This window comes from Thermobacillus composti KWC4, from assembly GCF_000227705.2.
Taxonomy (GTDB): Bacteria; Bacillota; Bacilli; order Paenibacillales; family Paenibacillaceae; genus Thermobacillus; species Thermobacillus xylanilyticus.
On record NC_019897.1, the window covers coordinates 2,629,708 to 2,656,369 of the forward strand.

At 59.2% G+C, this 26,662-nt stretch carries 25 protein-coding genes, 2 pseudogenes and 1 other annotated feature; of the genes and pseudogenes, 1 reads left to right on the top strand and 26 read right to left on the bottom strand.

Going from position 1 to position 26,662, the window contains the following annotated elements:
- Positions 1-1,206 precede the first annotated feature (1,206 nt).
- The 14 genes from THECO_RS12300 to THECO_RS12365 all read right to left on the bottom strand — a co-directional run bounded on the left by THECO_RS12300 (position 1,207) and on the right by THECO_RS12365 (position 14,545).
- Positions 1,207-2,706, bottom strand: coding sequence for a LysM peptidoglycan-binding domain-containing protein (locus THECO_RS12300; RefSeq protein ID WP_015255372.1), 1,500 nt, complete (start codon positions 2,704-2,706; stop codon positions 1,207-1,209).
- Between the two features lie 190 nt (positions 2,707-2,896).
- A complete protein-coding gene (ilvE, locus tag THECO_RS12305) occupies positions 2,897-3,778 on the bottom strand; it encodes a branched-chain-amino-acid transaminase (RefSeq protein WP_015255373.1) in 882 nt (293 codons plus the stop codon).
- A gap of 46 nt (positions 3,779-3,824) precedes the next feature.
- Positions 3,825-4,691, bottom strand: a complete 867-nt coding sequence (gene pheA / locus THECO_RS12310; RefSeq protein WP_015255374.1) for a prephenate dehydratase — start codon at positions 4,689-4,691, stop codon at positions 3,825-3,827.
- A complete protein-coding gene (gene thrB, locus THECO_RS12315; protein WP_015255375.1) occupies positions 4,688-5,662 on the bottom strand; it encodes a homoserine kinase in 975 nt (324 codons plus the stop codon). Before thrB ends, pheA begins: the two co-directional genes overlap by 4 nt.
- A gap of 141 nt (positions 5,663-5,803) precedes the next feature.
- Positions 5,804-7,090 carry a homoserine dehydrogenase gene (locus tag THECO_RS12320; RefSeq protein ID WP_015255376.1) on the bottom strand — a complete coding sequence of 429 codons (1,287 nt, stop codon included), beginning with the start codon at positions 7,088-7,090 and terminating at the stop codon, positions 5,804-5,806.
- Positions 7,091-7,122: 32 nt separating this feature from the next.
- Positions 7,123-7,560: an ACT domain-containing protein gene (locus THECO_RS12325; protein WP_015255377.1), complete on the bottom strand. Its 438-nt coding sequence runs from the start codon at positions 7,558-7,560 to the stop codon at positions 7,123-7,125.
- Between the two features lie 182 nt (positions 7,561-7,742).
- Entirely contained in the window at positions 7,743-9,068 is a 1,326-nt protein-coding gene (gene obgE / locus THECO_RS12330) for a GTPase ObgE (RefSeq protein ID WP_015255378.1), read from the bottom strand.
- 14 nt (positions 9,069-9,082) lie between these two features.
- On the bottom strand, positions 9,083-9,820 hold the full coding sequence (locus THECO_RS12335) for a Spo0B domain-containing protein (RefSeq protein WP_015255379.1): 738 nt from the start codon (positions 9,818-9,820) through the stop codon (positions 9,083-9,085).
- Between the two features lie 251 nt (positions 9,821-10,071).
- The gene (gene rpmA, locus THECO_RS12340; protein ID WP_015255380.1) at positions 10,072-10,380 is read right to left on the bottom strand and encodes a 50S ribosomal protein L27; all 309 of its coding nucleotides are present in this window, start codon (positions 10,378-10,380) and stop codon (positions 10,072-10,074) included.
- Complete coding sequence (locus tag THECO_RS12345; protein WP_015255381.1) at positions 10,373-10,729, bottom strand: ribosomal-processing cysteine protease Prp; 357 nt, start codon at positions 10,727-10,729, stop codon at positions 10,373-10,375. The genes rpmA and THECO_RS12345 overlap by 8 nt, the downstream gene beginning before the upstream one ends.
- A gap of 10 nt (positions 10,730-10,739) precedes the next feature.
- A complete protein-coding gene (gene rplU / locus THECO_RS12350) occupies positions 10,740-11,051 on the bottom strand; it encodes a 50S ribosomal protein L21 (RefSeq protein WP_015255382.1) in 312 nt (103 codons plus the stop codon).
- A 15-nt stretch (positions 11,052-11,066) separates the two neighbouring features.
- Positions 11,067-11,151: a sequence feature (ribosomal protein L21 leader region), on the bottom strand.
- Positions 11,152-11,421: 270 nt separating this feature from the next.
- Positions 11,422-12,684: an Rne/Rng family ribonuclease gene (locus THECO_RS12355; protein WP_041854429.1), complete on the bottom strand. Its 1,263-nt coding sequence runs from the start codon at positions 12,682-12,684 to the stop codon at positions 11,422-11,424.
- 51 nt (positions 12,685-12,735) lie between these two features.
- Entirely contained in the window at positions 12,736-13,608 is an 873-nt protein-coding gene (locus tag THECO_RS12360) for a site-2 protease family protein (protein WP_015255384.1), read from the bottom strand.
- Positions 13,601-14,545, bottom strand: coding sequence for a M23 family metallopeptidase (locus THECO_RS12365; RefSeq protein WP_015255385.1), 945 nt, complete (start codon positions 14,543-14,545; stop codon positions 13,601-13,603). Before THECO_RS12365 ends, THECO_RS12360 begins: the two co-directional genes overlap by 8 nt.
- Positions 14,546-14,743: 198 nt before the next feature.
- Here THECO_RS12365 and THECO_RS12370 point away from each other — a divergent pair, with 198 nt between their 5' ends.
- Positions 14,744-15,628 (top strand): EamA family transporter, encoded by an 885-nt coding sequence (locus THECO_RS12370; protein WP_015255386.1) that lies wholly within the window; start codon positions 14,744-14,746, stop codon positions 15,626-15,628.
- 68 nt (positions 15,629-15,696) lie between these two features.
- Here THECO_RS12370 and THECO_RS12375 read toward each other — a convergent pair whose 3' ends face one another.
- The 12 genes and pseudogenes from THECO_RS12375 to THECO_RS21155 all read right to left on the bottom strand — a co-directional run bounded on the left by THECO_RS12375 (position 15,697) and on the right by THECO_RS21155 (position 26,519).
- Positions 15,697-16,845, bottom strand: a complete 1,149-nt coding sequence (locus THECO_RS12375; RefSeq protein ID WP_015255387.1) for an FtsW/RodA/SpoVE family cell cycle protein — start codon at positions 16,843-16,845, stop codon at positions 15,697-15,699.
- 7 nt (positions 16,846-16,852) lie between these two features.
- Positions 16,853-17,644, bottom strand: a complete 792-nt coding sequence (gene minD / locus THECO_RS12380; RefSeq protein WP_015255388.1) for a septum site-determining protein MinD — start codon at positions 17,642-17,644, stop codon at positions 16,853-16,855.
- A gap of 3 nt (positions 17,645-17,647) precedes the next feature.
- Positions 17,648-18,310, bottom strand: a complete 663-nt coding sequence (locus tag THECO_RS12385) for a septum site-determining protein MinC (protein WP_015255389.1) — start codon at positions 18,308-18,310, stop codon at positions 17,648-17,650.
- 72 nt (positions 18,311-18,382) lie between these two features.
- Entirely contained in the window at positions 18,383-18,904 is a 522-nt protein-coding gene (gene mreD / locus THECO_RS12390; RefSeq protein ID WP_015255390.1) for a rod shape-determining protein MreD, read from the bottom strand.
- Positions 18,901-19,791, bottom strand: a complete 891-nt coding sequence (mreC, locus tag THECO_RS12395; protein WP_015255391.1) for a rod shape-determining protein MreC — start codon at positions 19,789-19,791, stop codon at positions 18,901-18,903. The genes mreD and mreC overlap by 4 nt, the downstream gene beginning before the upstream one ends.
- A 33-nt stretch (positions 19,792-19,824) precedes the next feature.
- On the bottom strand, positions 19,825-20,853 hold the full coding sequence (locus THECO_RS12400; protein WP_015255392.1) for a rod shape-determining protein: 1,029 nt from the start codon (positions 20,851-20,853) through the stop codon (positions 19,825-19,827).
- 42 nt (positions 20,854-20,895) lie between these two features.
- Positions 20,896-21,585 carry a RadC family protein gene (gene radC / locus THECO_RS12405; protein ID WP_015255393.1) on the bottom strand — a complete coding sequence of 230 codons (690 nt, stop codon included), beginning with the start codon at positions 21,583-21,585 and terminating at the stop codon, positions 20,896-20,898.
- 61 nt (positions 21,586-21,646) lie between these two features.
- A pseudogene (locus THECO_RS21145) lies at positions 21,647-21,784 on the bottom strand (Maf family protein); the annotation flags it as partial.
- Between the two features lie 623 nt (positions 21,785-22,407).
- Entirely contained in the window at positions 22,408-22,629 is a 222-nt protein-coding gene (locus THECO_RS22725) for a zinc ribbon domain-containing protein (RefSeq protein ID WP_083883232.1), read from the bottom strand.
- Positions 22,614-23,961, bottom strand: a pseudogene (locus THECO_RS12410) (IS4 family transposase). The gene THECO_RS22725 and the pseudogene THECO_RS12410 overlap by 16 nt, the downstream one beginning before the upstream one ends.
- Positions 23,962-24,206: 245 nt before the next feature.
- Entirely contained in the window at positions 24,207-25,505 is a 1,299-nt protein-coding gene (gene ltrA / locus THECO_RS12415; protein ID WP_015255396.1) for a group II intron reverse transcriptase/maturase, read from the bottom strand.
- 630 nt (positions 25,506-26,135) lie between these two features.
- A complete protein-coding gene (locus THECO_RS21155) occupies positions 26,136-26,519 on the bottom strand; it encodes a DUF4183 domain-containing protein (RefSeq protein ID WP_015255398.1) in 384 nt (127 codons plus the stop codon).
- Positions 26,520-26,662 lie beyond the last annotated feature (143 nt).

The window sequence follows — 26,662 nt, forward strand, 5'->3', positions numbered from 1 at the left end:
ACTGTCCGTCCTTTGCCGCCTACTCGCGAAACTCACTCCAGTTCCGGTCTCCATAAAGCGAGCCGCCTTCCCCTTCCGCCCACCTTTTGAGTGAGCCAGAAGCCAACCGCACCAGGGCGGCTGATCCGGACGTTTCTGTTGTTCGTCCGTTCCAAAGTAATACGCAGCTCTCCGACTTCTCGCCATGCATCCGGCATGCACTTCGGGGTTTCCTTATAGCATCCGTTACTGAAACTGCCGCGCGTTCTTTGGAAGCGGCGGGCGCGGCGCGACCGCTTCGACTTTATTTACCCACTCGTCCTGCAAGTGCCTTCGTTTCAGACATGACGAGATCTCCGTGGGTCGCATCGTCATCTTCCGTACCATGCCGTCCGCACACACCTTGGTGCGATGGGTGGACTAGAAGCGCCTTCGTCTCCATAGTGCAGACTCGACCTTGCCCCATCTTTGGCCGACCGGTTCGCAATTCGGGTAGCCCCGTTTCACTACGGCCTGGTACTTCTCCTCAAGCCTTTCAGACTCTGCCTCGCGACAGACGCCCTGCCCTCCGGCAAATCCAATTTGCCGGCCCCCGAGGCATTACCCCCGGGTTTGGATATGAGCCCCCTAGTCCGAGGCTCAGCGGGACTTGAACCCGCCTGATGATCGTGCTGCCACGCACGCACTATGACCCTCTCCGACTCCCTTCCCACAGCTTGCCACTTCACCTTGCAGGGCTTATAGGTTCGCTCTTTACGGCGTGTTTCGCCGTGTGGGGGAGGGCCTCCCTGGTTCCAGACATCACGGTCTCCACATGCCGATCCCCATACACCGGAGGGTTCTTCCGTGCTGCTCCAAGTTCTTCACACGTTCCGTGGCCTTCGCGCTTCGCCTCGGCGCTCGGCACCCTCTTGTCCCTTTCGGGTTAAAATTGACGATGCGGCAGGATTCACTTCATGTTACGGCCTGCGGAGTTGCTTCACATGCTTCTGGCATGCTTTTCGCAGGGCTTCAACCCACGGGTCTCGCCCCAAGTTGCCTGCTAGCTACGGGGCAGCTTGGCCTTTACCCCGGCTGGACTTGCACCAGCTAGCGATGCCTGGCTTGGCCAGGCGCACAGAGGAATAGATTTCGCTTATCCAGGCCGGGTCCCCTAAAAACAAAGCGGCCGGCCGGGACCGAAATCCCGATCGACCGTCAAAGCCGGCGCGTCTGCTTTGCACCGTTCTATCTGTTGTTGATCCACGGCAATCCCGAGCGTTTCTTCGGCGCCTGCTGCTGCTTCGGCCGGCGCTGTGTGCGGCCGGAGACGGAGCGAATGGATGCTTTTTTCGCTTTGCGTTCCGCCGGTTTCGCACTGTGCTCGACGGCCGTCTCCGCGGTCTCGGCTATGCCGTCGTCCTGACCGGAATCTTCGGGCGCAGCCCCTCCGCGGCAGTCCGCATACGGCAGATCGCCGATGCCGTGCGGATACGGCATGGGCCAGGCCGGCGGACAGGGCCCCCAGTCCGGGCCTGCCATGCCGTGCCCGTGCGCGCCGTACGGGGCACCGCCGACATGGGCATGAGCCGACAGGCCGGGCCAGCCCGGCTGGCCATGGACTGCGGCCTGCACCGGCCATTCATATCCGTGGCCCGACCAGACCGGATCCGCGCCCCAGGGCGCTCCGGCTGCTGCGCCGGGCATCGGCCAGTCCGTACCGGCTGCCGCCATGCCCGGATACGGAACCCCATAGCCCATTCCGTAGCCCGGAACATCCTGATGACCCGCCATGCCGTAAGGCGGATAACCCGTTCCGGCAATGGCCCCGGGCTGTGCGAACGTCTCGAGCGCGGGCATTTGGATTTGCTGGAACGGATGCTTCGCCTTGTCCGGGAAGTCTGCACCGTGGGGCGGGTAAGCCGCATGGTGCTCAGGATATACCGCATGGTGCGGCTCGGGACAATACGGTTTCATCGGTTGATGGATCGGCTCCGGCATCGGAAGGGGGACCGGTTTCGGCAGCTTCGTCCAATCGACCGGCTTCGGATAATGGACCTCCTTCGGATACTCGACCGTCTTCGGATTCTCGACCTCCTTCGGATACTCGACCGTCTTCGGATTCTCGACCATCTTCGGTTGCTCGATCGGTTTCGGCGGTTCCATCTTGGCCTCGGCGGCCGGCTGCAGCTTCGACAAATCGATCGGTTTCGGCGGTTCCATCTTGGCCTCGGCGGCCGGCTGCAGCTTCGACAAATCGATCGGTTTCGGCTGCTCGATCGGCGCCGTCGGCGCTTTGCCGGGGATGACGCCGGTGAACGCTTTACCCGGGATCGGACCTTCCGCACCAATATGGTGCAACTCCTGCGGATATTCATGCGAATGGCCGCCGTGCTTGCCGCCGTCCGCCGCGTATCCGCCGGGTTTCGGGATATAGACGATCTCCCCGGTCATCAGGACGTTCGGGTTCTTGAGCTGGGGATTCGCCTTGATCAAATCCGCGAGCGGTACGCCCCAAGCCTTCGACAGCTTCCACAGCGTGTCGCCCTGGACGACCTTGTGCTGATGCATCCAGTTGCCGGCGGGAGCGGGCGCTTTCTTCGCCGGAATCTTGATCTTCATGCCGACGTCAATGACATCCGGATTTTTGATGCCGGGGTTGTATTCCAGCAGATCCTGGACCGTCACGCCGTGTTTGGCTGCAATACCGGACAACGTGTCGCCTTTTTTGACCGTATAGATCTTCACGAACCGTATGACCTCCTGTCACGTTCTTCATGCGCAGCGGCGATTGGCTAATGGGCAGGCGTCCCCGCTGCCTGTCGTTAACATCCTATGCATCCGCTGGGCGGGTGTCCCCAATCGAGGGCAAAAAAAATCTGCCACGCCTGTCCGGCCCAAAGCCGGATCCGACGGAGCAGACCGCCAATCTGAAGCTTCACTTGTAAACTTGAACGCCGTCCACCGTAACGATCTTGCGGAATTCCTCAAGCAGGTGCGTCGTGATCGGGCCCGCCTTGCCGGCGCCGATCGTGCGGCCGTCGACCTCGCGCACGGCGATGACTTCCGCCGCCGTGCCGGTGAAGAACACTTCGTCGGCCGTATAAACGTCATGCAGCGTGAACGGCTCTTCCCGCAGCGGGTAGCCGAGCTTGCCGCACAGCTCGATGATCGCGCCGCGCGTAATGCCTTCAAGCGCGCCGACCCAGCACGGCGGCGTGTAGACGACGCCTTTCTTCACGATGAAGATGTTGTCGCTCGAACCTTCGGCGACATACCCTTGCGCGTTCAGCATGATCGCCTCGCCGACGCCCGCGAGGTTCGCCTGGATCTTCACGAGGATGTTGTTCAAATAGTTGAGCGATTTGATCTTCGGATTGAGCGCATCCGGAATGTTGCGCCGCGGCGAGACGGAGATCGACACGAGCCCGTTGCGGTACGCTTCCTCCGGATAGATCGCGAGCTGCTCGGCGATGATGATGACCCAGGCTTTCGGGCAGCGCTGGGGATCGAGCCCCAGGTTGCCGGGACCGCGCGAAACGACGAGCCGGATGTATCCGTCACGCAGCTCGTTGCGCCGCACCGTTTCGACGAGCGCGTCCTGCATTTCCTGGTAAGTCAGCGGAATGTCGAGCATGATCGATTTCGCCGAATCATACAGCCGGTCGAGGTGTTCCTTGCAGCGGAAAATGTTGCCGTCATAGATGCGGATCCCTTCGAAAATGCCATCGCCATACAAGAAACCGTGATCGAAGACCGAAACTTTGGCGTCTTCTTTCGTGACGAAGTCGCCGTTCAGGTAAATCCACTGCTGTGCCATGCGTGCGTTTGCACCTCCACTAAGAGTTCGTTGCTTTCGTGCCAGGTCACGTCTCCCATGCGAAGCTGGGATAGCTGCCCAATATGCGAACCTGGCAGCCGATCGCCTCGATCTCGGCGATGGCCGCAGGCAGCAGAACGGTGTTCATCGACATCTCCACGTCAATGAAGAAATAGTAGCTGCCGAGCTTCTTCTTCGTCGGCCGGGACTCGAGGCGCGACAGATTGATCCGCCTCCAGGCGAACGCGGACAGCACCTGGTGCAGCGCTCCCGGGTAATCCTCCGGCAGCGTGACCAGGATGCTCGTCCTCTCCCTGTCCGACTCCCGCAGCGTGAACGGCTCACGGCCGACGAGCAGAAAACGGGTGTAATTGTTGTTGTGATCCGTCACTTGCGCGCGCAGCACGTCCAGACCGTGCAGCCGGGCGCCGCCCAACGTGCCGATCGCGGCCCAGCCGTTGCCCGGATTCTCCTTCACGATCCGGATGCCTTCCGTCGTCGAGCCGACGGTCTCGCGTTCGGCATGCGGCAGATATTCCCTCAGAAACCTCATGCACTGCGCCATCGCCACCGGATGGCTGAACACCTTTGTGATCTTCGAGAAATCCGGGCTGCCGTCCGGTCCGGCCGTCTCGGCCAGGCGGCCGATCAGGTTCTGGATGGACGGATAAACCCATTCCGCCTGGATCGGCAGATCGACCTCGTGGACAAGCCAGTCCGCATGAAGGCTTACCGATCCTTCGATCGTGTTCTCGATCGGAATGACGCTGTAATCGGTCTCGCCGGACGCGGTCGAGAGAAAGACGTCCGCGATCACACTATAATAGCGATATTCGACGGGGGTGTCGCCAAACAGATGCCGCGCGGCTTCGTCCGACGTCGATCCCGCGGGGAGCAATGCAACCTTGATCATGCGCGTACTTCTCCTTTGATCCGTTCGAAGAGCGGCACCCGGACGGCGTCCGCGCCGGGTTCGACGATTTCCGGTCCGGCGGACGCCGGCTTCAGCCACAGCGTCTCCGCCGCAATGTTCTCCGCGGCAAACGTCCGGAGCAGAAAGCGCTCCAGCTCCGCCTTGCGCGTGCTTTCGCTGTCGACGAACGCGAGCATCGTCGGTCCCGCGCCGCTGAGCGCCGCGCCGAGCGCGCCGTGCTCGGGCGCTTCGGCGAGAATCTTCGACATGCCGGGGATGAGCGCGGCCCGGTACGGCTGATGCAGCCGGTCTTGCATGGCGAACCCGAGCAGATCGAGCCGGCCGGCGGCCAGCGCCGCCACGAGCAGCGAGCTGCGGCCGATGTTGAATACGGCGTCGCCGCGGCTGTACGAATCGGGCAGCGCGTGTCTCGCGCGTTCGGTCGGCAGACGGAACGACGGAATCGCAACGAGCACTTCGAGATTCGGCGGAGGATCCAGCCGGACATGCTTCGCCCGGTTGCCGTCCCAGGATGCGGCCACGATGCCGCCGAACAGGCAGGCGCCGACGTTGTCGGGATGGCCTTCCAGATCCGATGCGATTTCCAGCAGCCGGGTCTTGGGCAGCGGCGAGCCGATCAGCGCGTTCGCCGCCGCAAGTCCGCCGACGATCGCAGCCGCGCTGCTGCCGAGGCCGCGCGCCAGCGGGATATCGGTGTATGCCGCGATATGCAGTTCCGGCATCGGCACGCCGGCTTCGGCGTACACAAGCTGCGCTGCCTTGTAGATCAGATTGTCACGGCCGGCGGGAAGGCCGGCGAGCTCCTTGCCGAACAATTCGAGGCGGGCCTTGCCGTCATCGGCCTCCGCCATTTCGATCCAGGAATAGAGCGACAGCGCCATGCCGAGCGCGTCGAACCCGGGGCCGAGATTTGCGGTGCTGGCCGGCACCTTCGCCAGTACGCGGCGCATCATCGCTCACCTGCTGCAGAAGCGCCGACTGATTCCGACGGGCAGTTCCCGCCCGGCATGTGCGGGTTGTCTTGACCTAGCATAACAGGATGATGGACTCCTCTCGCGCAAATGGGATTGACCTGACTCGGGCTGCAAGTTTTATCCTTCAACCCGATAGACGCTCTTGATCTGCTTGATGACATCCAGCGATTCGAACGCCTGCAGGACGCGCCTCATGGCGGCCCGGCTGGCATCGTGCGTGATGATGACGAGATCCGCCGTCTGATCCGAGGCGGTCGGCTGCTGCAGAAGCGACTCCAGGCTGACCTCGTGTTCGGCGAACACCTGCGTGATCTGCGCAAGCACGCCGGCGCGGTCCTGGACGCGGAGCAGCAGGAAATTTTTATACGCCACTTCCGCTTCGGACTTCAAAATTTTCTCCTTGAAGACGGCCGCGGACTGCTTGCCGTTCACGCCGAGCTTCAGGTTCTTCGCGACGGCCACCAGATCGGCCACGACCGAAGTCGCCGTCGGCAGCTCGCCCGCGCCGGCGCCGTAGAACATCGTCTCGCCGACCGCCTCGCCGCGCACGAAGACGGCGTTGAAGACACCGCTGACCGACGCGAGCGGATGATCGCGCTTCACCATCGTCGGCTGCACGCTGACGCTGATCCGGTCGTCCTGCCGGTCGGCGATGCCGATCAGCTTGAGCTCGTAACCGAGCTTCTTCGCGCAGGCGATGTCTTCCTTCGTCACCTTCGAAATGCCTTGCACCTCGACGTCCGAAAGCTCCACGTTCATCCGGAATCCGATCGTCGCCAGGATCGTCATCTTGCGCGCCGCGTCGAGACCTTCGACATCCGAGGTCGGGTCGGCTTCGGCGTAGCCGAGCTGCTGGGCTTCCTTGAGCACCTCTTCGTAGGAAGCCCCCTCCTGGCTCATCTTCGTCAGAATGTAGTTGGTCGTGCCGTTCACGATCCCCATGATCCGGTCGATCCGATCCGACGAGAACCCTTCGATCAGCGTCCGGATGATCGGGATGCCGCCGGCGACGCTCGCTTCATACATGACGTCGCATCCGTGCTCGCGCGCCGTGGACAGAATCTCGGAGCCGCAGAGCGCCATCAGGTCCTTGTTCGCGGTGACGACGTGTTTGCCGAGCTTCAGCGCTTCGAGAATGTAGGCCTTCGTCGGCTCGACGCCGCCCATCACTTCCACCACGACGTCGATCTCGGGGTCGCGCACGACTTCCCACGGATCGTCCGTCAGTTTCGCCGATTCGATCGCGACGGCGCGCGGCTTGTCGAGCTGTCTGACGGCAATCCGCGCGATTTCGATCGGCGAACCGACCTGCCCGATCAGGTCTTCGCGGTGACCTTCGACGATGCGCACCACGCCCGTTCCGACGGTACCGAGTCCGAGCAGCCCCACTTTTACCGGTTTCATACGTCTCTCCTCCACTGCCATGATCTCTCTTGTCAACCCTGTCCCGCGACGGCCGCCCGCCGGACGCCGTCCTGCTTCCGTATGCCGTCGATCAGCACCGGAAGCGGCGCGGACAAGCCGGATATATCGACGGAAATAACGACATTGGCCAGTCCCTGCAGCGGGATGCTCTGGTGAATGGTCAGCACGTTGCCTTCGCACTCCGCCACGTAAGCGAGCACTTTCGACAAAATGCCCGCACGGTGCTCCAGATCCATGGAAATCGTGACGATCCGCTCCCGCTCGATCTGGTCGAGCGCATAAACCCCGTCCTTGTATTTGTAGAACGCGCTGCGCGACAGGCCGACCCGCTCCACCGCCTCGTGAACGGTCTCCGCCTCGCCGCGTTTCAGCATGTCGAGCACCCGGAACGTCTTGACGATCGCCTCCGGCAGGAGATCCTCCCGAACGACAAAATAACGTTCCGCCATGAAACGTCCTCCCTGCGAAGACAAATGTTCACCTATAGCGGACATTATACAGGATCGGTACGCCGCCCGCAAGTGAGATTTGACTGTTTTCCGCGAAAAATAAGACAGCACATCCTGCGGGGCGGGGGCTCCATGCATGAAGCGGGACTTTGCCAAAGAAAAAGAGCCGCCGGGCGGCTCCTTCATTCTTCGACATAATCGGCGCCTTCGAAGAATTCGAACACAAAGTCGCCGATCCGAACCGTATCGCCGTCCTGGCAGCCGGCTTTGCGCAGCGCAGCGTCCACGCCCATGTTGCGCATGACGCGCCCGAACCGCATGACGGCATCGTAGGAATTCATATTCATCCGCTTGACGTACCGTTCGATCCGGGCGCCTTCGACGACATACGTGCCGTCATCCTCGCGGCGCACCGCAAACGCGTCGTCATCCTTCTCTTCGAACTTGTATACGACGCGGTCCGCCGTCTCCTTCAGCTCCTGGGCGGACACCGTCTCCGGCACGCTGTCCAGCAGCTCCGCCGCTTTGAACATCAGTTCCCGCACGCCCTGCTTCGTCAGGGATGAAATCGGCACGATCTCCGGTGCGTTCTCTCCCAGTTCCGCTTCAATCCGCTCCCGGAACGAGGCGAGGTTCTCCTCCGCTCCCGGCACGTCCATCTTGTTCGCCGCGATAATCTGCGGCCGCTGCGCCAGCTTCTCGTTGTACTTCGCAAGCTCCGCGTTGATCGTCTTCCAGTCCTCGTACGGATCGCGGCCTTCCGAGGCGGAGATGTCGACGACGTGGATAATGACCCGCGTCCGCTCGACGTGGCGCAGAAACTCATGTCCGAGGCCGACGCCTTCGGCGGCCCCCTCGATCAACCCCGGCAAGTCGGCCAGAACGAAACTCCGCCCTTCCTCGACTGACACGACGCCGAGATTCGGCGTCAGGGTGGTGAAGTGATAAGCGCCGATCTTCGGTTTCGCCGCCGACACGACGGACAGCAGCGTCGACTTGCCCACGCTCGGATAGCCGACCAGACCGACGTCGGCCATTACCTTGAGCTCGAGGACAACCCACCGCTCCTCGCCTTCCTCGCCTTTCTCCGCAATGTACGGCGCGGGATTTCGCGGCGTGGCGAAGCGGATGTTGCCGCGGCCGCCGCGGCCGCCGCGGGCGACGACCACTTCCTGGCCGTGGCGGGTGAGGTCCGCAATGATCTCCCCCGTATCATCATCTACGATGACCGTTCCTGGCGGCACGCGGACGATCAGCGGCTCGGCATTGGCGCCGTGCATGCCCTTGGGCTTGCCCTTCTCGCCGCGCGCGGCCTTGAAATGTTTCTGATAGCGGAAATCGACCAGCGTGCGCAGCCCTTCGTCCACGCGGAAGATGACGTCTCCGCCTTTGCCGCCGTCGCCGCCGGCCGGACCGCCGTCCGGCACATGCAGTTCGCGCCGGAACGAGATGATGCCGTCGCCGCCGTCGCCGCCTTTTACATAGATTTTCGCTTTGTCGACAAACATGTCTTCCTCCGTTTTCAGCTCCCGAGATCGGCGGCCAGCATCACTTCCGTCAGCTCCGGCTCAAGCCGTTCCGCACGGAATGGCGATCGCTTCAGCCGCTGGCGAATTCTGTCGTGCGCATCTTTCGTCTGGATGAACTCGCCGTCGAACTTCAGCACGGCCTTAAGGGCCGCTTCTTCCCGGTCCAGCCGCACGGTGAGCTGCGCCGGCTCTTCCGCACCGGGTTTCGCACCGTAACGGTAAACGTTGATGACATCGATCAGTGCGGCGGCCGCGGCCTCCGCATCAAACGGCAGTTCGGCCAGGTTGAGTTCATCCGGAAGCTCAAGATGCAGCGTGATCGGACCGGGCGCCGTCCTGAACGACTGCGCGTACAGGATGAGAGAAGGAACCCCGAGCTTGGCGATCCGGCTTTCCTCTTGCATGCGCTGTCTTATTTTCTCCACGCATTCCACGGTCTTATCCGGTTTGTTCATCCGGATGTAGCCGTACAAGACTTGCAAGTCATTCATCCAATCGTGGCGGTGATGATTGAGCGTGCGGATGGCCGTCCACTGCAGCGTCCGCATCATCCGCTCATGACCCGTCTCCCGTTCTTTCCGGTCGATCAGCACCCAGAACAGCGCAGCCGCGGCAACCCACAGGATGAATACGAGATGCGCCCACCATTCCGTCCGCCAGATCCATACGGCAGCCGCGGGCAGCACGACGGATGCCGCGCCGTAAATCTTCGCCATGCGATAGCGATTCATGTGACCGTCCTCTCTCCCGGCACAAGTAAAACGGTTCATGCCGCCTTATCCCAGCGGCATGTCCGATTGCGTCGAAAGATAAGCCGGTATAAGCCCGATACTTATACGTTCTTATCTTTCAAGTCTTTCAAGCAAAACGTCCCGCGCCGCCTCGTCCTGCCGACGCATCCGTTTTGCGGTAAACCGTTCAAATGCAAGTTCTTCTTCCCGTTAACAAAAATCCCGGCCTGTCGCCAGACCGGGATTGTACATTACTCTGCTGCCGCCGCCACAGGCGCAACTTCCACCGGATATACGCTGACTCTCTTCCGATCGCGGCCCCAGCGTTCGAACTTCACGACGCCTTCGATTTTGGCGTACAGCGTGTCGTCCTTGCCGATGCCTACGTTGCGGCCCGGGTGGATTTTCGTGCCGCGCTGACGCACCAGGATGTTGCCGGCTTTGACCGTTTGGCCGTCGGCACGCTTCACGCCGAGTCGTTTCGATTCGCTGTCGCGGCCGTTCTTCGTCGAGCCTACGCCCTTCTTGGAGGCGAACAGCTGAAGATCGAGTCTAATCATGTTGTTTCCCTCCTTCTTCACAGGTTTCCCGAACAACGACATATTTGCCGTATGATTGTTGAATCGTATCCAGCATGACGACCATGGATTCGAGCAGAAGCTGAACCTTGTCGTCAGCGGCTGGCGTTCCCGTCTCCGGGATCGCCGATTGAAGCCATCCGTTCCGCATCGAATACGGAAGCCGGATTCCCGTCAGCGTCTCGATGGCGTTGACGGTGCCGACCGTCACGGCGGACACGCCGGCGCACACGATATCCTCGCCGCGTTTCGCGTAGTTCGCGTGGCCTTCGGCCGCGAACGAGACAATCCGCCGGTCGGACGGTCTCCGGACGATCGTGATCGTAATCATGGCTTTGGTCTTACGCCTCGATCTTGCCGATCGTCACTTTCGTGTACGGCTGGCGATGGCCTTGCTTGCGGCGGTAGTTCTTCTTCGGCTTGTACTTGAAGACGATGATCTTGCGTCCCTTGCCGTGCTTCTCGACGGTTCCCGTCACCTTGGCGCCGGCGACGACGGGCGTGCCCGTTACGAAACCGCCATCCTTGGATACGGCGAGAACGCGGTCGAACGTGATGCTGTCGCCTTCATTCGCGTCCAGCTTCTCAACGTAGATGACGTCGCCTTCTTGCACCTTGTATTGCTTGCCGCCAGTTTCGATGATCGCGTACATGGATTTCCTGCACCTCCCTGATCTAAGACTCGCCTGAACCAGGCGGCGTCCGCATCCGCGGGCGCGCTTGCCAGCCCGTTCCGAGCGGTTGTAGCCGGTGTGTCGCAGGAAGGACACACATGAAGTGATTCTAGCATACTTTCGGCCGCAGTTCAACAGGGATGTAATTGCCCGGCGGTGCAGGCGGCCGGCGGCGATGTCGACCGTGCTGCGGCCAGACCGTGACCGAAGCAAACAAGCGAAGATTTTTCCTCCAATCCGGAAAGTCGGGGCAAACCCTCCGAAACAGAAGAAAATGCTTCGCTTATTCTCGCCATTTCCGCCGATTTCAATCGCTTCACTTATCCGTCATCCGGGACTTTGACGTCCGTCAGCCACCGTCCCGCATGCGACCGGCGCCGGCGTAGACCACGCCCCGGCCGCCGCACGCGGCGCAAGGCTCATACAACCGGAGCGTCGCGTCCCGGCGCACCTTCTTGCGCGTCATTTCCATCAGCCCGAGCCGGGTCCAGCCGAGCACGTGACAGGCCGTCCGGTCCTGCCGCGCCAGCATTTCGAGCCGCTCCGCGACCTGCGTCCGGTGCCGTTCATCCCCCATGTCGATGAAGTCGATCAGAATGATGCCGCCTGTATCGCGCAGTCTGAGCAGCCTGGCGATTTCTTCGGCCGCCTCGATATTCGTCGCAAACACCGTGTCTTCCAGATCCGTCGTGCCGACGTAGCGCCCGGTGTTCACGTCGATGACCGTGAGCGCCTCCGTCTGGTCCCACACGAGCGATCCGCCGCTCGGGAGCCGGATTTCCCGTCCGTAGGCCTGCTCCAGCTGAACCCGCACGCCGTGCTGTTCGAACAATCCTTTCTCCCGCGAACCGTACAGACTGACGCATTCCAGCTTCGCGGGCGCCATGCTCCCGATCAACGCCCGCATTTCCTCGAGTGCGGCCGCGTTGTCGATCCAGATGCGGTCCGTTCCGGCGTCCAGCATGTCGCGGACGAGCCGGTACATCAGGCCGGCATCGCGGTGCAATTCGCAAGGCGCGGCCGCCGCTGACGCCTTCACTTCAATCTCCCGCCAGAGCCCGCGCAGGAATTCAACGTCTTCGCGCAGCCGTTCATAAGATTCCCCTTCGGCCGCCGTCCGCAAAATGATGCCTTCTTCGCCCTGGCGGATGCGTTCGCCGGCTTCCTTGAGCCTGTCCCGCTCCCGGTCGTCCGCCACTTTCTTGGACACGGCGACGTAGTCCGCATGGGGCATATAAACCAAATACCGTCCGGGCAGCGTGTAATGCGTCGTCACGCGGGCGCCCTTGCCGCCGTGCGGCTCCTTGGCGATCTGGACGATCAGCTCCTGTCCCGGGCGAAGCAGCTCCGCAATGGACGGCTTCATCTTCGGCTGACGTTCCAGGTGCGGATGCAGCACGTCGTCGATATACAGAAAAGCGTTCCGGGCCAGGCCGATATTGACAAAAGCCGCCTGCATGCCGGGGAGTACGTTCTCGACCCGGCCGAGGTACAGGTTCCCGGCCAGCTTGCCTCCCGCGGCTTCCTCGATGTCGTACTCGATCAGCCGACCGTCCGCCATGACCGCCGTCTCGATCGTCTGGCGGCCGACGTGGACCAGGATCTCTTTCATCTGCATCATCACCTGCCCGGAACGTAAATGTTTGCACCCTGCCGTTCCATTTTACCCGAAAAGCTCGGAAACTGCACGATTTTGTCCGCCGGAACAGAAATAGGTCCCGATCACACGCTCCTCCGGCACGACGCCCTCGATGCGTCCGCCTTCGCCCAAAACATAGACGAGATGATACCGCCCCTTGCGAAAAAGGCGCAGAATGTCCCCCACCCGGCAGGCCGGCTGTACGACAATCGGCAGCGCAAGCGTCCCCTTCGCCCTGTCCCTGGCCGAGTCCGCTTCGCGCCTGACCAGAAAACGCATGAACAGGTAGGGAATATCCCGCATCATCCGCCAATTCGAAGCAAGCAGGAACAATCCGACGAGCAGCAGGTTGAGCTGCACGCCGCCGAACAACGGGATGCACGCCACGGCTACCATCGCCAGGCTGAGCGCGAGTCCGATCCGCACGCTCCATTTCAGCGCGGACTGGTAGGGCATCCTGGCGGTCATCCATGCCGACAGCAGCCGGCCGCCGTCGAGCGGCTGAATCGGCAGCAGATTGAACAAAGCGATGATCGCGTTCGCGTGCGCGATGTATATCGCCCATCCGGGATCGATGCCTTCGAACCGCGTGCAGAGCAGCGCCGCCGTCCCCATCCAGACATTCTGGAGCGGACCGGCGGCCGCCACGACCGCTTCCTCTGCCGCCGGGACGGAGCCCGCTTCCTCCGTCTCGGCCGCTCCCCCGAACGGGAGAAGACGGATCTCCCGGACGCGCCAGCCGAAGGCCCGCATCGCCATCACGTGGCCGAGTTCATGGACGATGACGATCGTGAACAGGACGGCCAGTTCTCTGATGTATCCGGTGGCCGCGGAGGCGAGCATGACGAAGACGAACAGCGGATGGAAGGTCCACCGGATGCCGAAGCACCTAATCAAGCGGAACCACGTCCGCGGGGTCGACATATTTGCCGTCGACCCGCACGGCGAAGTAGAGCAGACTCCGCGATCCGTCCTCCGTCTCCGGCAGCACGCCGATCCGGTCGCCCGCTTCCACCCAGTCGTCCGGCGCGACGAAGACCGATTTCATCCGGCCGTAGACGGTCATCCGTTTGCCGGCGTGCCGGATGACGACGCTGTAGCCTTCGTTCTCGCCGCCCGTCACATGGGTCACCCGGCCGGTCTCCGCCGCCGTCACGATCGATCCGGGCTTACCCGCGATCTCGATGCCGGCAAGCGTCTCCGCGAACGAGCGGACGATCTCGCCCGACGCCACGGGCGCGGCGACAGGAAGGCCGGGGCCGACCTCCGTCCGCTCACCCTCCTGTCCGAAAATGGGAATAAAGGCAGGCGACCCGGTGAACGTTCTCTGGTACCATTCCGCCGCGGCCCGCGTATCCATATCCTCCGTCAGCGCCCGCGCGATCAGCCGCTGCGGCGCCGAAGCCCAGGGCTCGTCCAGCCGGAACAGTCCCCATACCGCCGCAAACAGCACAGCCGCAACCGCAAGTCTCACCATAAGGCTGCGGATCATTCCGCCGCGCTGCCGCGGTTCCTCCCCGTCGATCAGACCGGGTGCGCGGCCCCGTCCCGACGCAGCCAGCCATTCGCGGGAGCGCTGCTTCCATTCCGTCTCCGGATCGCGTTCCGCGCGGTCTTGCGGCAGAGCCGCCGGGCGCGGCGCCGAGGCGCGGCCGCCGGAGACGCTCCCGTGCACGGAGACGCGGTCGCCTGTGACGCCCCCGGTCACGGGAATGCCGTCCGGATTCACCGATGCTGGCCGGATGCCGTCCGCATCCGTTTCGCTTTGATTCGCTTCCAGAATGGCGCGTATCCGTTCCGCTCTTCGGCGCTTGACGCCGCTGACCCTTGCCATGACGATTCCTCCCCGATGCGCATCATCCGGCCGGTTCCGATGCCCGGCAGGCTTGTTCACTACCACGTTATGAGCGGGAGCAAGCGAATATGCCGTCTTTGAAAATACGGCAGACAGCCGTTCGGACCGGTGATATAGTAAGGTGTGATTGAACATCGCGGCTTGCGGCCGCTCGCGGTCGAGGAGGACTGTTCGGAAATGTGGCTTGTGTATGCGGCTTGTTCCGCCGTGGCATTCGGTCTGCGCGGCATTTTGTACCAGCGGCTCTCGCCGCTTCCGCTTGACCGGAACGTCCTGCTGTCAGGCGTTTTCTTTACCGGATTTCTGATCTCCCTCACGCTTGCCTTCCTGAATGGGCAGGCATGGGAGATCGAAACGGCCGTCGGCATTCAGATGGGGGTGTGCTCGTATGTGGCGAACATGGCCATGTACCGGGGGTTTGCCGCCGGGAAGCCGTCGATCGTCGCCGTCCTGTCCGCGCTGCCTCCGGTCGTTGTGGTGCTCGTCGCGTGGCTGCTCTGGGGCGAGCGGCTGAACTTCGGACAGTCAGCGGCGTTTCTGCTGATCGTCGCCGGCGTCGTGCTGATCCGGTATGCGCGGGACTTCACGCTCGCCCATTGGAACAGCGCGAAATGGGGGCTCGTGACGATGCTGTTTTTCGGCTTCAACGACCTGTCCAGCAAATGGTCGACGATGCTTGGCGCCGACCTGTACCCGGTGCTCGCTTGCATGTTCGGCACGGGCACCGTGCTGTTCCTCCTGTCCCGCCGGGCCGGGAAGCGGCGCTCCGCGGATGCGCTCGTCCGTCCCGCGGGTGCGGAACCACCAGCCAATGCATGGACCGAACGGCGCACGTTCGGCGTCGGCATGCTTGTCGGCCTGACGAACGCCGTCGGCATGATCTTGATCGTCACGGCGTTCGAGACCGGCATCACCGGACTGGTCTCGGCGATCGTCGCGTTGAACGTGCTGCTCATCCTGCTGTACACCCGCATCGTCGTCCGCGAGCGGTTCTCACCGCGCGAGGCGGCCGGCATCCTGCTCACGGTCGGCGGCGTGATTACGCTCCGCTTGCTCGCCTGAAACGCGAAACGGGCTGTTTCCCACAGAAGCCGCAAGCGGCTTTGGGTAAACAGCCCGTTCAATTTTCTTCACGTTGCCTGTTCGGGATCCTGCTGATGCGCCCGGATGCTGAACACCAGTCCGATGCAGACCATGTTGATGAGCAGCGACGTGCCGCCGTAGCTGATGAACGGCAGTGTGATGCCGGTGATCGGCATCAGGCCGATCATCATGCCGATGTTCTGGAAGATCTGGAACACGAACATCGACACGATCCCGACGATGATGTATGAACCTTTCAGATCGGTGCACTGGAACGCGATCATGATCATACGGTAGATCAGCAGGAAGTACAGGAGCAGCAGCAGCGCGGCTCCCTGGAACCCGAACTCCTCTCCGATGACGACGAAGATCGAATCCGAATACGGATACGGAATAAACCGCCGGTTCTTCATGTCGCCCTTCATGTACCCGTCCCCGGTGAGCCCGCCCGAGCCGATCGCGATCAGCGATTTCTCCGACTGGTGCTTCGCGTCGTCCGATGCCGTCTCCGGATTGATGAACGTATTGATGCGCTCGTACCAGTGATGTTTTCCTTTGTCGCTCAGGAATTGTTCGATCTCCTCATTGTACGTGTTGAACATTGCCACGAACAGGATGAGGCTGACGACCATCAGGGCAATGCCGGTCAGCACATGCCAATATTTGACCCGGCCGATCCAGAGCATGCCGAGCAAGATGACGATGTAGATGATCGCGTTGCCCAGGTCAGGCTGAATCATGACGAGCGCGAACGGCAGCAGCGAGATCGCGGCGACCGGCAGGAGATCGGACTTGAACGAGAGCGGATCGCCGTCCCGGCGGGCGAGAATGCTCGCCACCGTCATGATCAGCAGGATTTTCATGAATTCGGCCGGCTGGAACAGCAATCCGTCCGCCAGCTTGAACCAGCTCCGAGCGCCGTTGATCTCTACGCCGAAGAAATAGACGAGCACCAGCAGCAGAACGCCGAAGCCGTAGAGCACATACCAGTATTTCAGGAAAAACCGGTAGTCGAACAGCGTTGCGAAGACCGCAACGGCAAATCCGGCCAGAAAGAAAATGAGCTGCTTCAGGTCATAATTGGGATACATCGGGTTGCCGTATGTCGCGCTCCGGACAACCAGGACGCTGATGACCATGAGCAGCCCCAATATGAGCATGATGCCAAAGTCGATTCGCTTCAGCTTGTTCAGCACACGGCACTCATCCTATTCCGAAAAACTTGCGGAATCGCTGCATCATCCCGGTCTTGTCGTCCAGCTGCATGAGCGGCACCTTCTCCCCGAGCACGCGGCGCGCAATGTTGCGATAGGCGATCGCGGCGCGGGATGAAGGGTCCATGACGGTCGGTTCGCCGGAGTTCGCCGCCTTGATGACTTTCTCGTCATCCGGCACGATGCCGAGCAGATCGACGGCGAGCACCTGGACGATCTCGTCGACATCCAGCATCTCGCCGGATTTCACCATGTTCGCGCGGATGCGGTTGATGATGAGCCGCGCAGGAATGCGGTGTTGTTCAAGCAGCCCGATCACCCTGTCGGCGTCGCGCACGGCCGCGTTCTCCGGCGTCGTCACGATGATCGCAGCATCCGCGCCGGCCACCGCGTTGCGGAATCCTTGCTCGATGCCGGCCGGACAGTCGATGATGATATAGTCGAAATCCCGCTTCAGGTCACCTATGATCTGCTTCACCTGATCCGGCGAGATGTCGTGCTTGTCTTTCGTCTGGGCAGCCGGCAGCATGTACAGCTCGTCGAAGCGCTTGTCCTTGACCAGCGCCTGCGCGAGCCGGCACCTGCCCTCCGCGACGTCAATGATGTCATAGATGATGCGGTTCTCGAGTCCCATCACGACATCGAGGTTGCGCAGACCGATGTCCGTGTCCACCATGCACACTTTCTTGCCCTGCAGCGCGAGCGCGGTGCCCAGATTCGCCGATGTCGTCGTTTTGCCGACGCCGCCCTTCCCCGAAGTTACGACTATCGCTTCTCCCATGCCTTACACTCCTTTGAACACGATCGGATCTTGACGGAAGCGGCTCAGCCGGGAAATCTTGTCGATCCTCATCCGGCCATCCTCCAGGTATGCGAATTCCATCTGGGCGTCATCCGTCATCCATTCCTCCGGCGGCCGGCTGATGCAGTCCGCGATGCGAAGCTGGGTCGGCCGCATCAGGGAAGCCGCGATGACGGCATCCGTATTGCCCCGGCAGCCCGCGTGCGCCGTTCCCCGAAGTGCGCCCATGATGAAAATGTCGCCCGTACAGCTTACCGACCCGCCCGGGTTGACATCGCCGAGCAACAGCAGATGTCCGTCCCGTTCAACCGTCTGGCCCGAACGGATGACGCCGGTCATGACGTGCAGGTTGCCGGCGCCGGCCGGTTGTTCGGCAGGGTCGGGATCCGCTTCGATCGATTGCACGATCAGATTGCCTCGTTGCCTGATGGCGTCAACCAGGCGCTCCTTGTCCGCTTCCGAAATGCGCCGGCTGCCGAGCTTGAGCTTGACGTGCACCAGCGGCCCCGTGAGCAGCTTGTGATGGGACCGTTCCAGCTTGTCGTTCAGCTCGGCCAGCAGTTCGTCCATCCCGCAGCGGTCGTCGAGCAGGAACACCAGGCCGTCCTTCACGCCTTTGATCACGATTCGTTGCTTGCCGGTCAAGCCGTTCCCTCCCCGAAAGGGGCTGCCTTAAACGATTCGGTTTCGACAGCCCGAAATCCTGCCTGGCGGACGTTATTCTGCTTCATCCGCATTTTTCTTCGCCTTCGCTTCGAAAAGCCGGCGGGCGGGCACGTACACCGCGAGCGCAAATCCGATCTGCAGGAACAGACTCGGCGCGATGGAGTGCAGCAGGACGAATTCGAACGTTTCGTGCGTGACACGGAAAATGCGGTAGACGCCGTATGCGGCCGCATCGTACAGGAAGCAGGCCAGACCGATGACGGCGAGCGCCGTCAGCATCGGAATGCGCTTGCCTTCAAGCAAGAGGCCCGTCAGATAGGCGATCACGCCCATCAGGAGCGAGTGGACGCCGAGCAGGTGGCCGTAGAACACGATGTCCTGCACCAAGCCGAAGAAAAATCCAAGGAGCAACGCCTGATGCCGGCCTGCGTACAAGCCGGCATACAACGCAGCGACGAAAACGAAATGCGGAGCGATCCGTCCGTACATCGGCTCCGGAATGAGCCACGGCACGACGGTCGTCTCCAGCATGAACAGCAGCACCATCAGCGGAATGACCAGCTTCTTGTTCATGGTGCCGCCTCTTCGATATCCGGAGGCACGACGACGAACACTTCGGTGAGCCGGTCGAAATCGGCAGCCGGTTTGATATACGCCGTATGTGTCAGGCCGAAATCGCCCACTTGCCGGGATTCCACCGTCCCGATGACCAGCCCGTACGGGTAGACGCCGCCGAGTCCGGATGTGATGACCACGTCGTCCTTGGAGAGCGGATCGTTCTCCGCGATCCGGTTCATGACCAGCATGCCCCGCTGCGTATCATAATCTTCGATAACGCCGAATGATTCCTTGTGCTCCATGACCGTCGCGGAGATGGCCCGCGCCCCGCTGGACTCGCTGTCCAGCTGCGTGATCGGCATCACCGTTGAATAGAGCGGGAACACGCGGCTCACAAGCCCGACCAGACCGTCCGTCGTGACGACCGCCATGTCCGGCCTGATGCCGTCGGTCGACCCCAGATTGATTTTGAACGTCGGATTGAGCGGGTCCTGGCTGACGGCCACGACCTGCGCAATCACATATTCATAGTCGAACATCCGCTTCTGGCGTTCTTTGAACTCCAACGCTTCTTTGAGCCTTTCATTCTCCAGTTCGATCCGGTTGTATGTCACCCGGTCCCGGGCATACCGTGCGACGGTCGTGCGCAGTTCCTCGTTCTCCCGGTAAATTTCGCGCATCTTGCGAATGTCTTCAAACAAGCCCGCCAGGTAACCGGCGGGCTTGTAGAACCATTGCTGCACAAAGGTGACCGTATCGCCGACAAAATTTTCGGGCCATGTCAATTTATCCCGCTGTCCGAGCGAGAATCCCATGATCGCGGCGAACACAATCAGGACGATCAAGAGAACGAACAGCTTTTTGTTGCGAAATATGCGAAACAGTTCGCTCACCCGCCCCATCCGTGTATCCGGTTCTCGTCCGGTTGGCCGTCGTTAACGGCTGGAACGCGCCACCGCCGAGCCGCGGGATTTGAACAAATGGATGTTCTCCAGCGCGCGTCCGGTTCCGACCGCCACGCAATCGAGCGCGTTCTCGGCCACGATGACCGGCATGCCGGTCTCGCGCGCCAGCAGCTTGTCCAGATTGCGCAGCAGACCGCCGCCGCCCGTAAGCACGATGCCGCGGTCCATGATGTCGGCCGACAGCTCGGGCGGGCACCGCTCAAGCGTTACTTTCACCGCATCGACGATGGAACCGACCGTATCCGTGAGGGCCTCGGTAATTTCATTGGACGAGATCGGAATTGTCTTCGGCAGCCCGGTAACGAGATCGCGTCCGCGGATCTCGACCGATTGCTCATGATCAAGCGGCAGCGCCGAGCCAATGTCCAGCTTGAGCTGCTCCGCCGTCCGCTCGCCGATCAGCAGATTGTAAGTCCGCTTGATATACTGAATGATCGCTTCGTCCATCTCGTCGCCGGCGACCCGGATCGAGCGGCTCGTCACAATGCCGCCGAGCGAAATAACCGCGACTTCCGTCGTGCCGCCGCCGATGTCGACGACCATGCTCCCCGTCGGCTCCCATACCGGAAGATCGGCGCCGATCGCCGCGGCGAACGGCTCCTCGATCGTATAGGCTTCGCGCGCGCCCGCCTGCCGCGTCGCGTCTTCGACGGCGCGTTTCTCGACGGCCGTAATGCCCGAAGGCACACAGACCATGACATTCGGATTGCGCGAGAAGATCGAGCGCTTCTTCTGCGCCTGGCGGATGAAATATTTGATCATCGTCGCGGTGGTGTCAAAGTCGGCGATAACCCCGTCTTTCATCGGCCGGACCGCCCGGATGTTGCCCGGCGTCCGACCGATCATCCGTTTCGCCTGTTCGCCGACCGCTTCGATCGTCTTCGTATCGGTGCGCAGGGCGACCACGGAAGGTTCCCTGACGACAATGCCTTTGCCGCGGGCATAGACCAGAGTGTTGGCTGTTCCCAGGTCAATGCCCAGATCTTTCGTTCCGAACATCGTCTTGCTCCCTTCTGTCGTCAGACAATCCTTCTCATTATATTACAGGTATCCTTGCTCCTTCAAACTGACGAACCGTCCGTCGCCGATGACGATATGGTCCAGCACGTCGATGCCGATCAGCGCCCCCGCTTCGTGCAGGCGCCTGGTCAGCGCAATGTCCTCGGGGCTCGGCGTCGGATCGCCGCTCGGGTGATTGTGCAGGCAGATGATCGACGCGCTGCCCCGCTTGATCGCGGCCCGGAACACTTCGCGCGGATGGACGAGCGACGCGTTGAGCGTGCCGACGGAAAGCGTCTCGCGCGCGAGGACCTGGTTCTTCGTGTTCAGAAAAAGGCAGACGAAATGTTCCTTGAGCTCGGAGCGGAGATCTTCCATCACCAGCTTCGCCGCGTCTTCCGGCTTCCGGATCGCCGGCCGGTCGGATGCGGCCCTGCGCGCCAGCCTGCGGCCAAGCTCGATGCCTGCCCTGAGCTGCACGGCCTTGGCCGGACCGACGCCGTGGATGTTGGTCAACTCGGCGATGCTCATGTCGACCAGCTGCCTTAAGCCCCCGCATTCGCGCAAAATCCGGTTTGCGAGATTGATGGCGGATTCATTGCGCGTTCCGGTCCTCAGCAATATCGCAAGCAGTTCCGCATCGCTCAGCGCTTCCGCCCCATCGATCATCATGCGCTCTCTCGGCCGGTCTTCCTTGGGGACGTCGCGCAGCAGAATGACACGTGAGTCCATGTGATTCAAATCCTCCTTGGGCTGCACCCTCCGTCAATGCCGAACCGGCCGCAGCTTGACGTCAAATGGTCTCCACACCGAATTCGGCCAGCAGGTCGCCAAGCAGCGAAAGCGGCAGACCGACGACATTGAAGTAACAGCCTTCGATTCTTTCCACGAATCCGGCGGCCAGTCCCTGGATGCCGTAAGCGCCTGCTTTGTAGTGCTAAATGGTTCTTTTGAGGGGTGAAAACCACCATTTATTGACATTACCGAAGCAGAATGCCCCGCTTTATTCTCCATAGCTACAATTGATACGAATGATTTCGTCACAGCCCCTGCCTTGTAGGTAACGGTGGCTTTGTTGTTCCCGCCACCGGAACCATCTGGATCATCACCTCCATCGTAATTAAGTAATTGCTCAATATTGGCTTTCAAGTATATTGTAGGTTCCCCATCTTTACTGACGATTATTTTGTCAATAAGGATCTCAAGGTCTTTACGATTTAGTGTATCCTTTGCTATGATATCATCCGTTCTTGCGCCTTCCTTGAACATACTCGACTTCTCTCTAACAGCGGTCAATTCCTCAATCTGCTTTGAAACAGTATTAATATGTTGGCGTTTTTCAGCTTCTAGCTCAGCGTAGGTTTCAGAGATAATATCCGCCATGTCAGGATTTTTGGCAATGTCCTTAATTTTTTGCGACAATGTAACTTTGAGTTCATCTGAAAGTTGCTGAAGTTCTTTATTTAACCTCTTTAAGGATACCTCAAAATTATCTTCTCGTTCAACGCGATCTTTCAGTTTAGCATCAAACGCCGCGATTGCGCTTGATAACTTTTATCGAAGCACAGTAAGATGGGCTTTAATTGCAGGCACAAGAGTACGATCCAAGATGTAGTGCGTTGAACAGGCAATTTTACCGACTCTCCTATAAGTCCCACAGATGTAGGACTTATGTTTGCCCTCCTTGTTAAGAGCAACCATACCATGACCACAATCAGCGCATTTCAGAAACCCCGAGAAAAGATTTATATGTTTATGACTCAACTTTCGCAGCATGAAATAGGCAGATAAGCCTTGATGTCATTGGGCAGAGCAGCAATCCACTCCTTGAGTTGACGCTGAATAAACGCCGAAAGCTTTTTGCCTGCTTTTGCAGCGACTTCATGGATCAAATCGACCAATTGCTGTAACGCTGCGACCCAGTCCACCGCGCCGATTTCGTCACAAAGCAAATAAAACAGGCCGCCGAGCGAACGCACGTCCGTGCTTTGCCGATGCTGCCAGGCCAGCAGGATATAGCGCGAAAACACAATGGTCGTATGGTTTACGAGCATATCATACGAACGGCCCTGAAACTCGTTTTGCAGGCGCAGCAGCGACTTGGCGCACTTGAAGAAAACCTCGATGTCCCATCGCATCCGATAGATCCGGATGATGTCCTGGGCCGTCAGCCCAAGGTCAGTCGAAAGCAGGGCAAGCCATTCGTTTTTCCTGGAACGATGGCGGACAAACACGACCACCACCGGGATTCCCGGGGCGAGCGAGGTTCGGATGAGACGAAGGATGTTGCGGTTCTTCCCTTCGACACGCGGGGAAGCGGCATACAGTTCCTTCAGGCTGAGCCGCTTCCCGTTCACGAGATAGCGCTTGTTATCGTTCTTGACCATGCCGATCACGTGCAGTCCGCGACGGATGATTGCCTGAATGAGCGGCGCATGTGTAAACCAACTGTCCATCAGGGCGTACGATGCCGAAACGCCGGCCTCAAGCGCACGATCCAGCATGGCCGCGATGACCTGCGGAGCCGTACAAAACGCTTCTAGCCGCCGCTTGTAGCCATGGCTTCGCTTGCCGATCCCGTCCACCATGCCGTTGATGCCGGACTTCGCCGAACTCAGCAGCGCAAAGTCCATCGGGACAAACGAATGGCCGTCCGACCAGCCCATCGAAGCCTTTGTAGAAAGCACCGGTCGCATGATCCTTGAAGCGCGCCAGCATCTCGACGGCCTTGCTCCGGTTGCGCGCGTACATGGAATCGTCGAAAATCAAGGCGGTCTCCCGGTTTGACGAGGTCAGCGGTTCGATTCTTGCGATCGTTTCGCTGCTGAGCGACAGCAAAAACCGCCGCCATGCGTAGCCGCCGTGATTCAAGAAACGATACACCGCATCTTTGCCGGGGAACGTCTCGCCTTTGTTGCTTTCCAGCAGACGAAACCCGTTCTTCTGATGGAACATCAGGACAAAGACAAGGCGAAACAACCAGGCGCAGGTAAATCCGAATTTCTTCCTGAACCCCGCGGCATTCAAGTGTTTGAGAACTTTCAGTTCCTGAAAAGCAGGTTTGATCTCTTGAGGGAGTTGATCGAATGGCGTCGTTTGATTTATCATGTAGGAAACACCTTTTCTGTTCGGTTTTGGGATCTTGGCAATTCCAATTATACCAAACAGAGAGGTGTTTTTCATTTCGTCAAGCCTGGAACCAAACGAGCTAAACCCCATCATCCCAAGGAATTAGCGCCATTTTCTCTCTGGTCGAGTAGACGTGAGCCTCACGGCTCACGCCCCTCACAGATCCGTACGTGCCCAATTAAGGCATACGGCTCCTCATATCATCCTTTACAGAGTTGCAATAATCATCCATAGATATTCACATAAATTTTGGGTTCAGGTAAAGGGTTACGTTTCAGAAAGAGATTGAATTTGTCATACGTGAAGCTTCTTTTTTGGCTTCTGCGATTTAGCCATTTAAACAACACTTTGGTAATCTGAAATTTGTATACGGACAGCATTCGGCTATTGTCGGTTATTCCATAATAGCGATAATGTCCGATCAGCTTTGCCCGTATTGTTTTCATTATCTCCTTCACGTCTTGATGGCGTTCTGTTTTCAGCCATTCTTTGAATGCTTTCACTTTTGCCTTAAACTTCTTTCCGCTTGTTTTCCTCTTTACTCTGAATTTGCCCTTGCTGCTTTTGCTGCAGTAGTGAGTAAACCCTAAGAAATCAAACGTCTTGGGCTTTCCCATTCCTTTTCGCTTCCGGTTTTCTGCGGCGAAGCGTCCAAATTCCAGGATTTTCGTTTTCTCTTCTGCAATTTGCAGGTCGAATTTGGCCAGACGCTTGATTAGTGCCGCATAGAATCGCTCTGCATCGTCCTTGTATCGAAAACAGCACACGTAATCATCGGCGTATCTGATCATATTCGCGTCGCCACGGCACGCTCTTTTTACTGCAATCTCGAACCATAAATCGAGAGCGTAATGCAGGTAGAGGTTTGCAAGTATCGGCGAAATCAGGGACCCTTGAGGAGTACCGGTTTCCGTCGGCTCCCACGTGCCCTGTTCCATCACCCCGGCTTTCAGAAAACGCCAGATTAGTCTTTGAATATTGGGGTCTGCTATTCTCACTCCAAGGAATTTCATGAGCCATTCGTGATTGACATTCGTGAAGAAGCTGCGGATGTCGGCGTCCACAATATAGCTGGTTTTTCCATACTCGATGATGCGATTCAGTGCTTTCAGCGCGTCATGACAGCTTCTTCCCGGTCGGAAACCGTAGGATAGGTCCAGAAAGTCCTGTTCGTAGATGGCCTGTAAAATCTTGTTCAGTCCCAGTTGCACGATTTTGTCCTCGTAAGAAGGGATGCCGAGCGGCCTCTTGCTCTTTTCATCCTTGGGTATGTATGTTCTTCTTACGGGTTGTGGCCGGTAACTTTTCCTTTTTAGCCGCTCTACCAAATCTCTAATGTTTGATTCCAGGTTTTCCTCGTACGCTGTTTTCGTGACCTGATCGATGCCTGTCGCCTTATTGCCATCCAGTTCTCGATGGCATTGTGTCAGCAGCTCCTCGTTCAAGAGGTGATACAGCGATGTGAATTGCTCTTTTGGATTTTCTTTTGCAATCTCTGCTATTCTCGCTAGTTTTGTTTGCACTTTTGGCCTACCCCTGTGTGTAGAAAATGTGTCCGTAGCAAGAGCGGTGATATGTCCCTGCCTTCCCTCTGCCGACATTACTCGGTTTCATCGGTACTACGCAGTGATCCGACTCCCTGTCCATCATTTGACATCCTCCCTTGTGATCGGTTGTTTGTCATACTTCCTTTCCGAAGAATGGGCAGGGCCTCCCAAGTTGCTGTGAAGTCATTGTATAGCATGCCTGGCTCTTCGACCCCGGGAGAGCTCATTCCTCCTTGCCATTGACGCAGAAATGAGTGTTGTCTTCCGTACTTTCGAAAACGTCGACCTCTCCGGTTTACTCTTTTCGAGGCTCCATCACTTTCAGGCCTACTACCTGACTGTCTACGCTTAGCGCCTGAAATTACTTCCAGTCGCTCAAGACTCGCTATTGGTGGCTTGGCTTTAGCCTTTCCAAGCAGGATTTCCACCTGCTAAACTTCACAACCTAGGCTTGGTCGCACCGAAAGTTGAGTTACAAAGTTATCCGACTCCGTCAGCCAATTCTTCCCACCAGTTAGCACGATGCGCTGCCAAACGCAAAAAAGTCCGGGAATGACTCCGGACTTTCCGAACTTCACTATCGTTTTTTCTCATCTATTAATTAGATCACGTGTTTACCGTGGTCGTAGAAGTTGGAACATAATTTATTACTTCTAATACAATCGGCGAACCCGCCAAAATAGGTTCTCCTCCTGCGGGTACATTAATCACCAGTGAACCTACTGTAGTGGCTCCGGGAGTATAGGTTGAAATCCCCTGCATTTGCAACACACCGTTAATGTAAACATTATACATACTATTGTTTGTCGCCAATGCAGGAAGATCAGTTGCTGCTGCCCCGGTATCATCGAAAAAATCGGCAGTATCAATCGTCAATGTTGCACCCGCCGCGGTTTCACCAGTTGTTACATAGAAAAACTTTTGTGGCGATGGAACCGTTTCAACTGTCGTTGTTGCCGTAACAAGTAACTTCATAAGTTGTAGTGCCATGATAACAAACCTCCTCATAAAATGTTAAGCTTCTCGGAAATTCATTTCCGTTGTGGACTCTAGCTTTCTGGCCAGGGTCCTTTATTGTTTCACCCCCAAAATAGGGATGCGAACAAACTTTCCTCTTGACATTTTCGAAACTC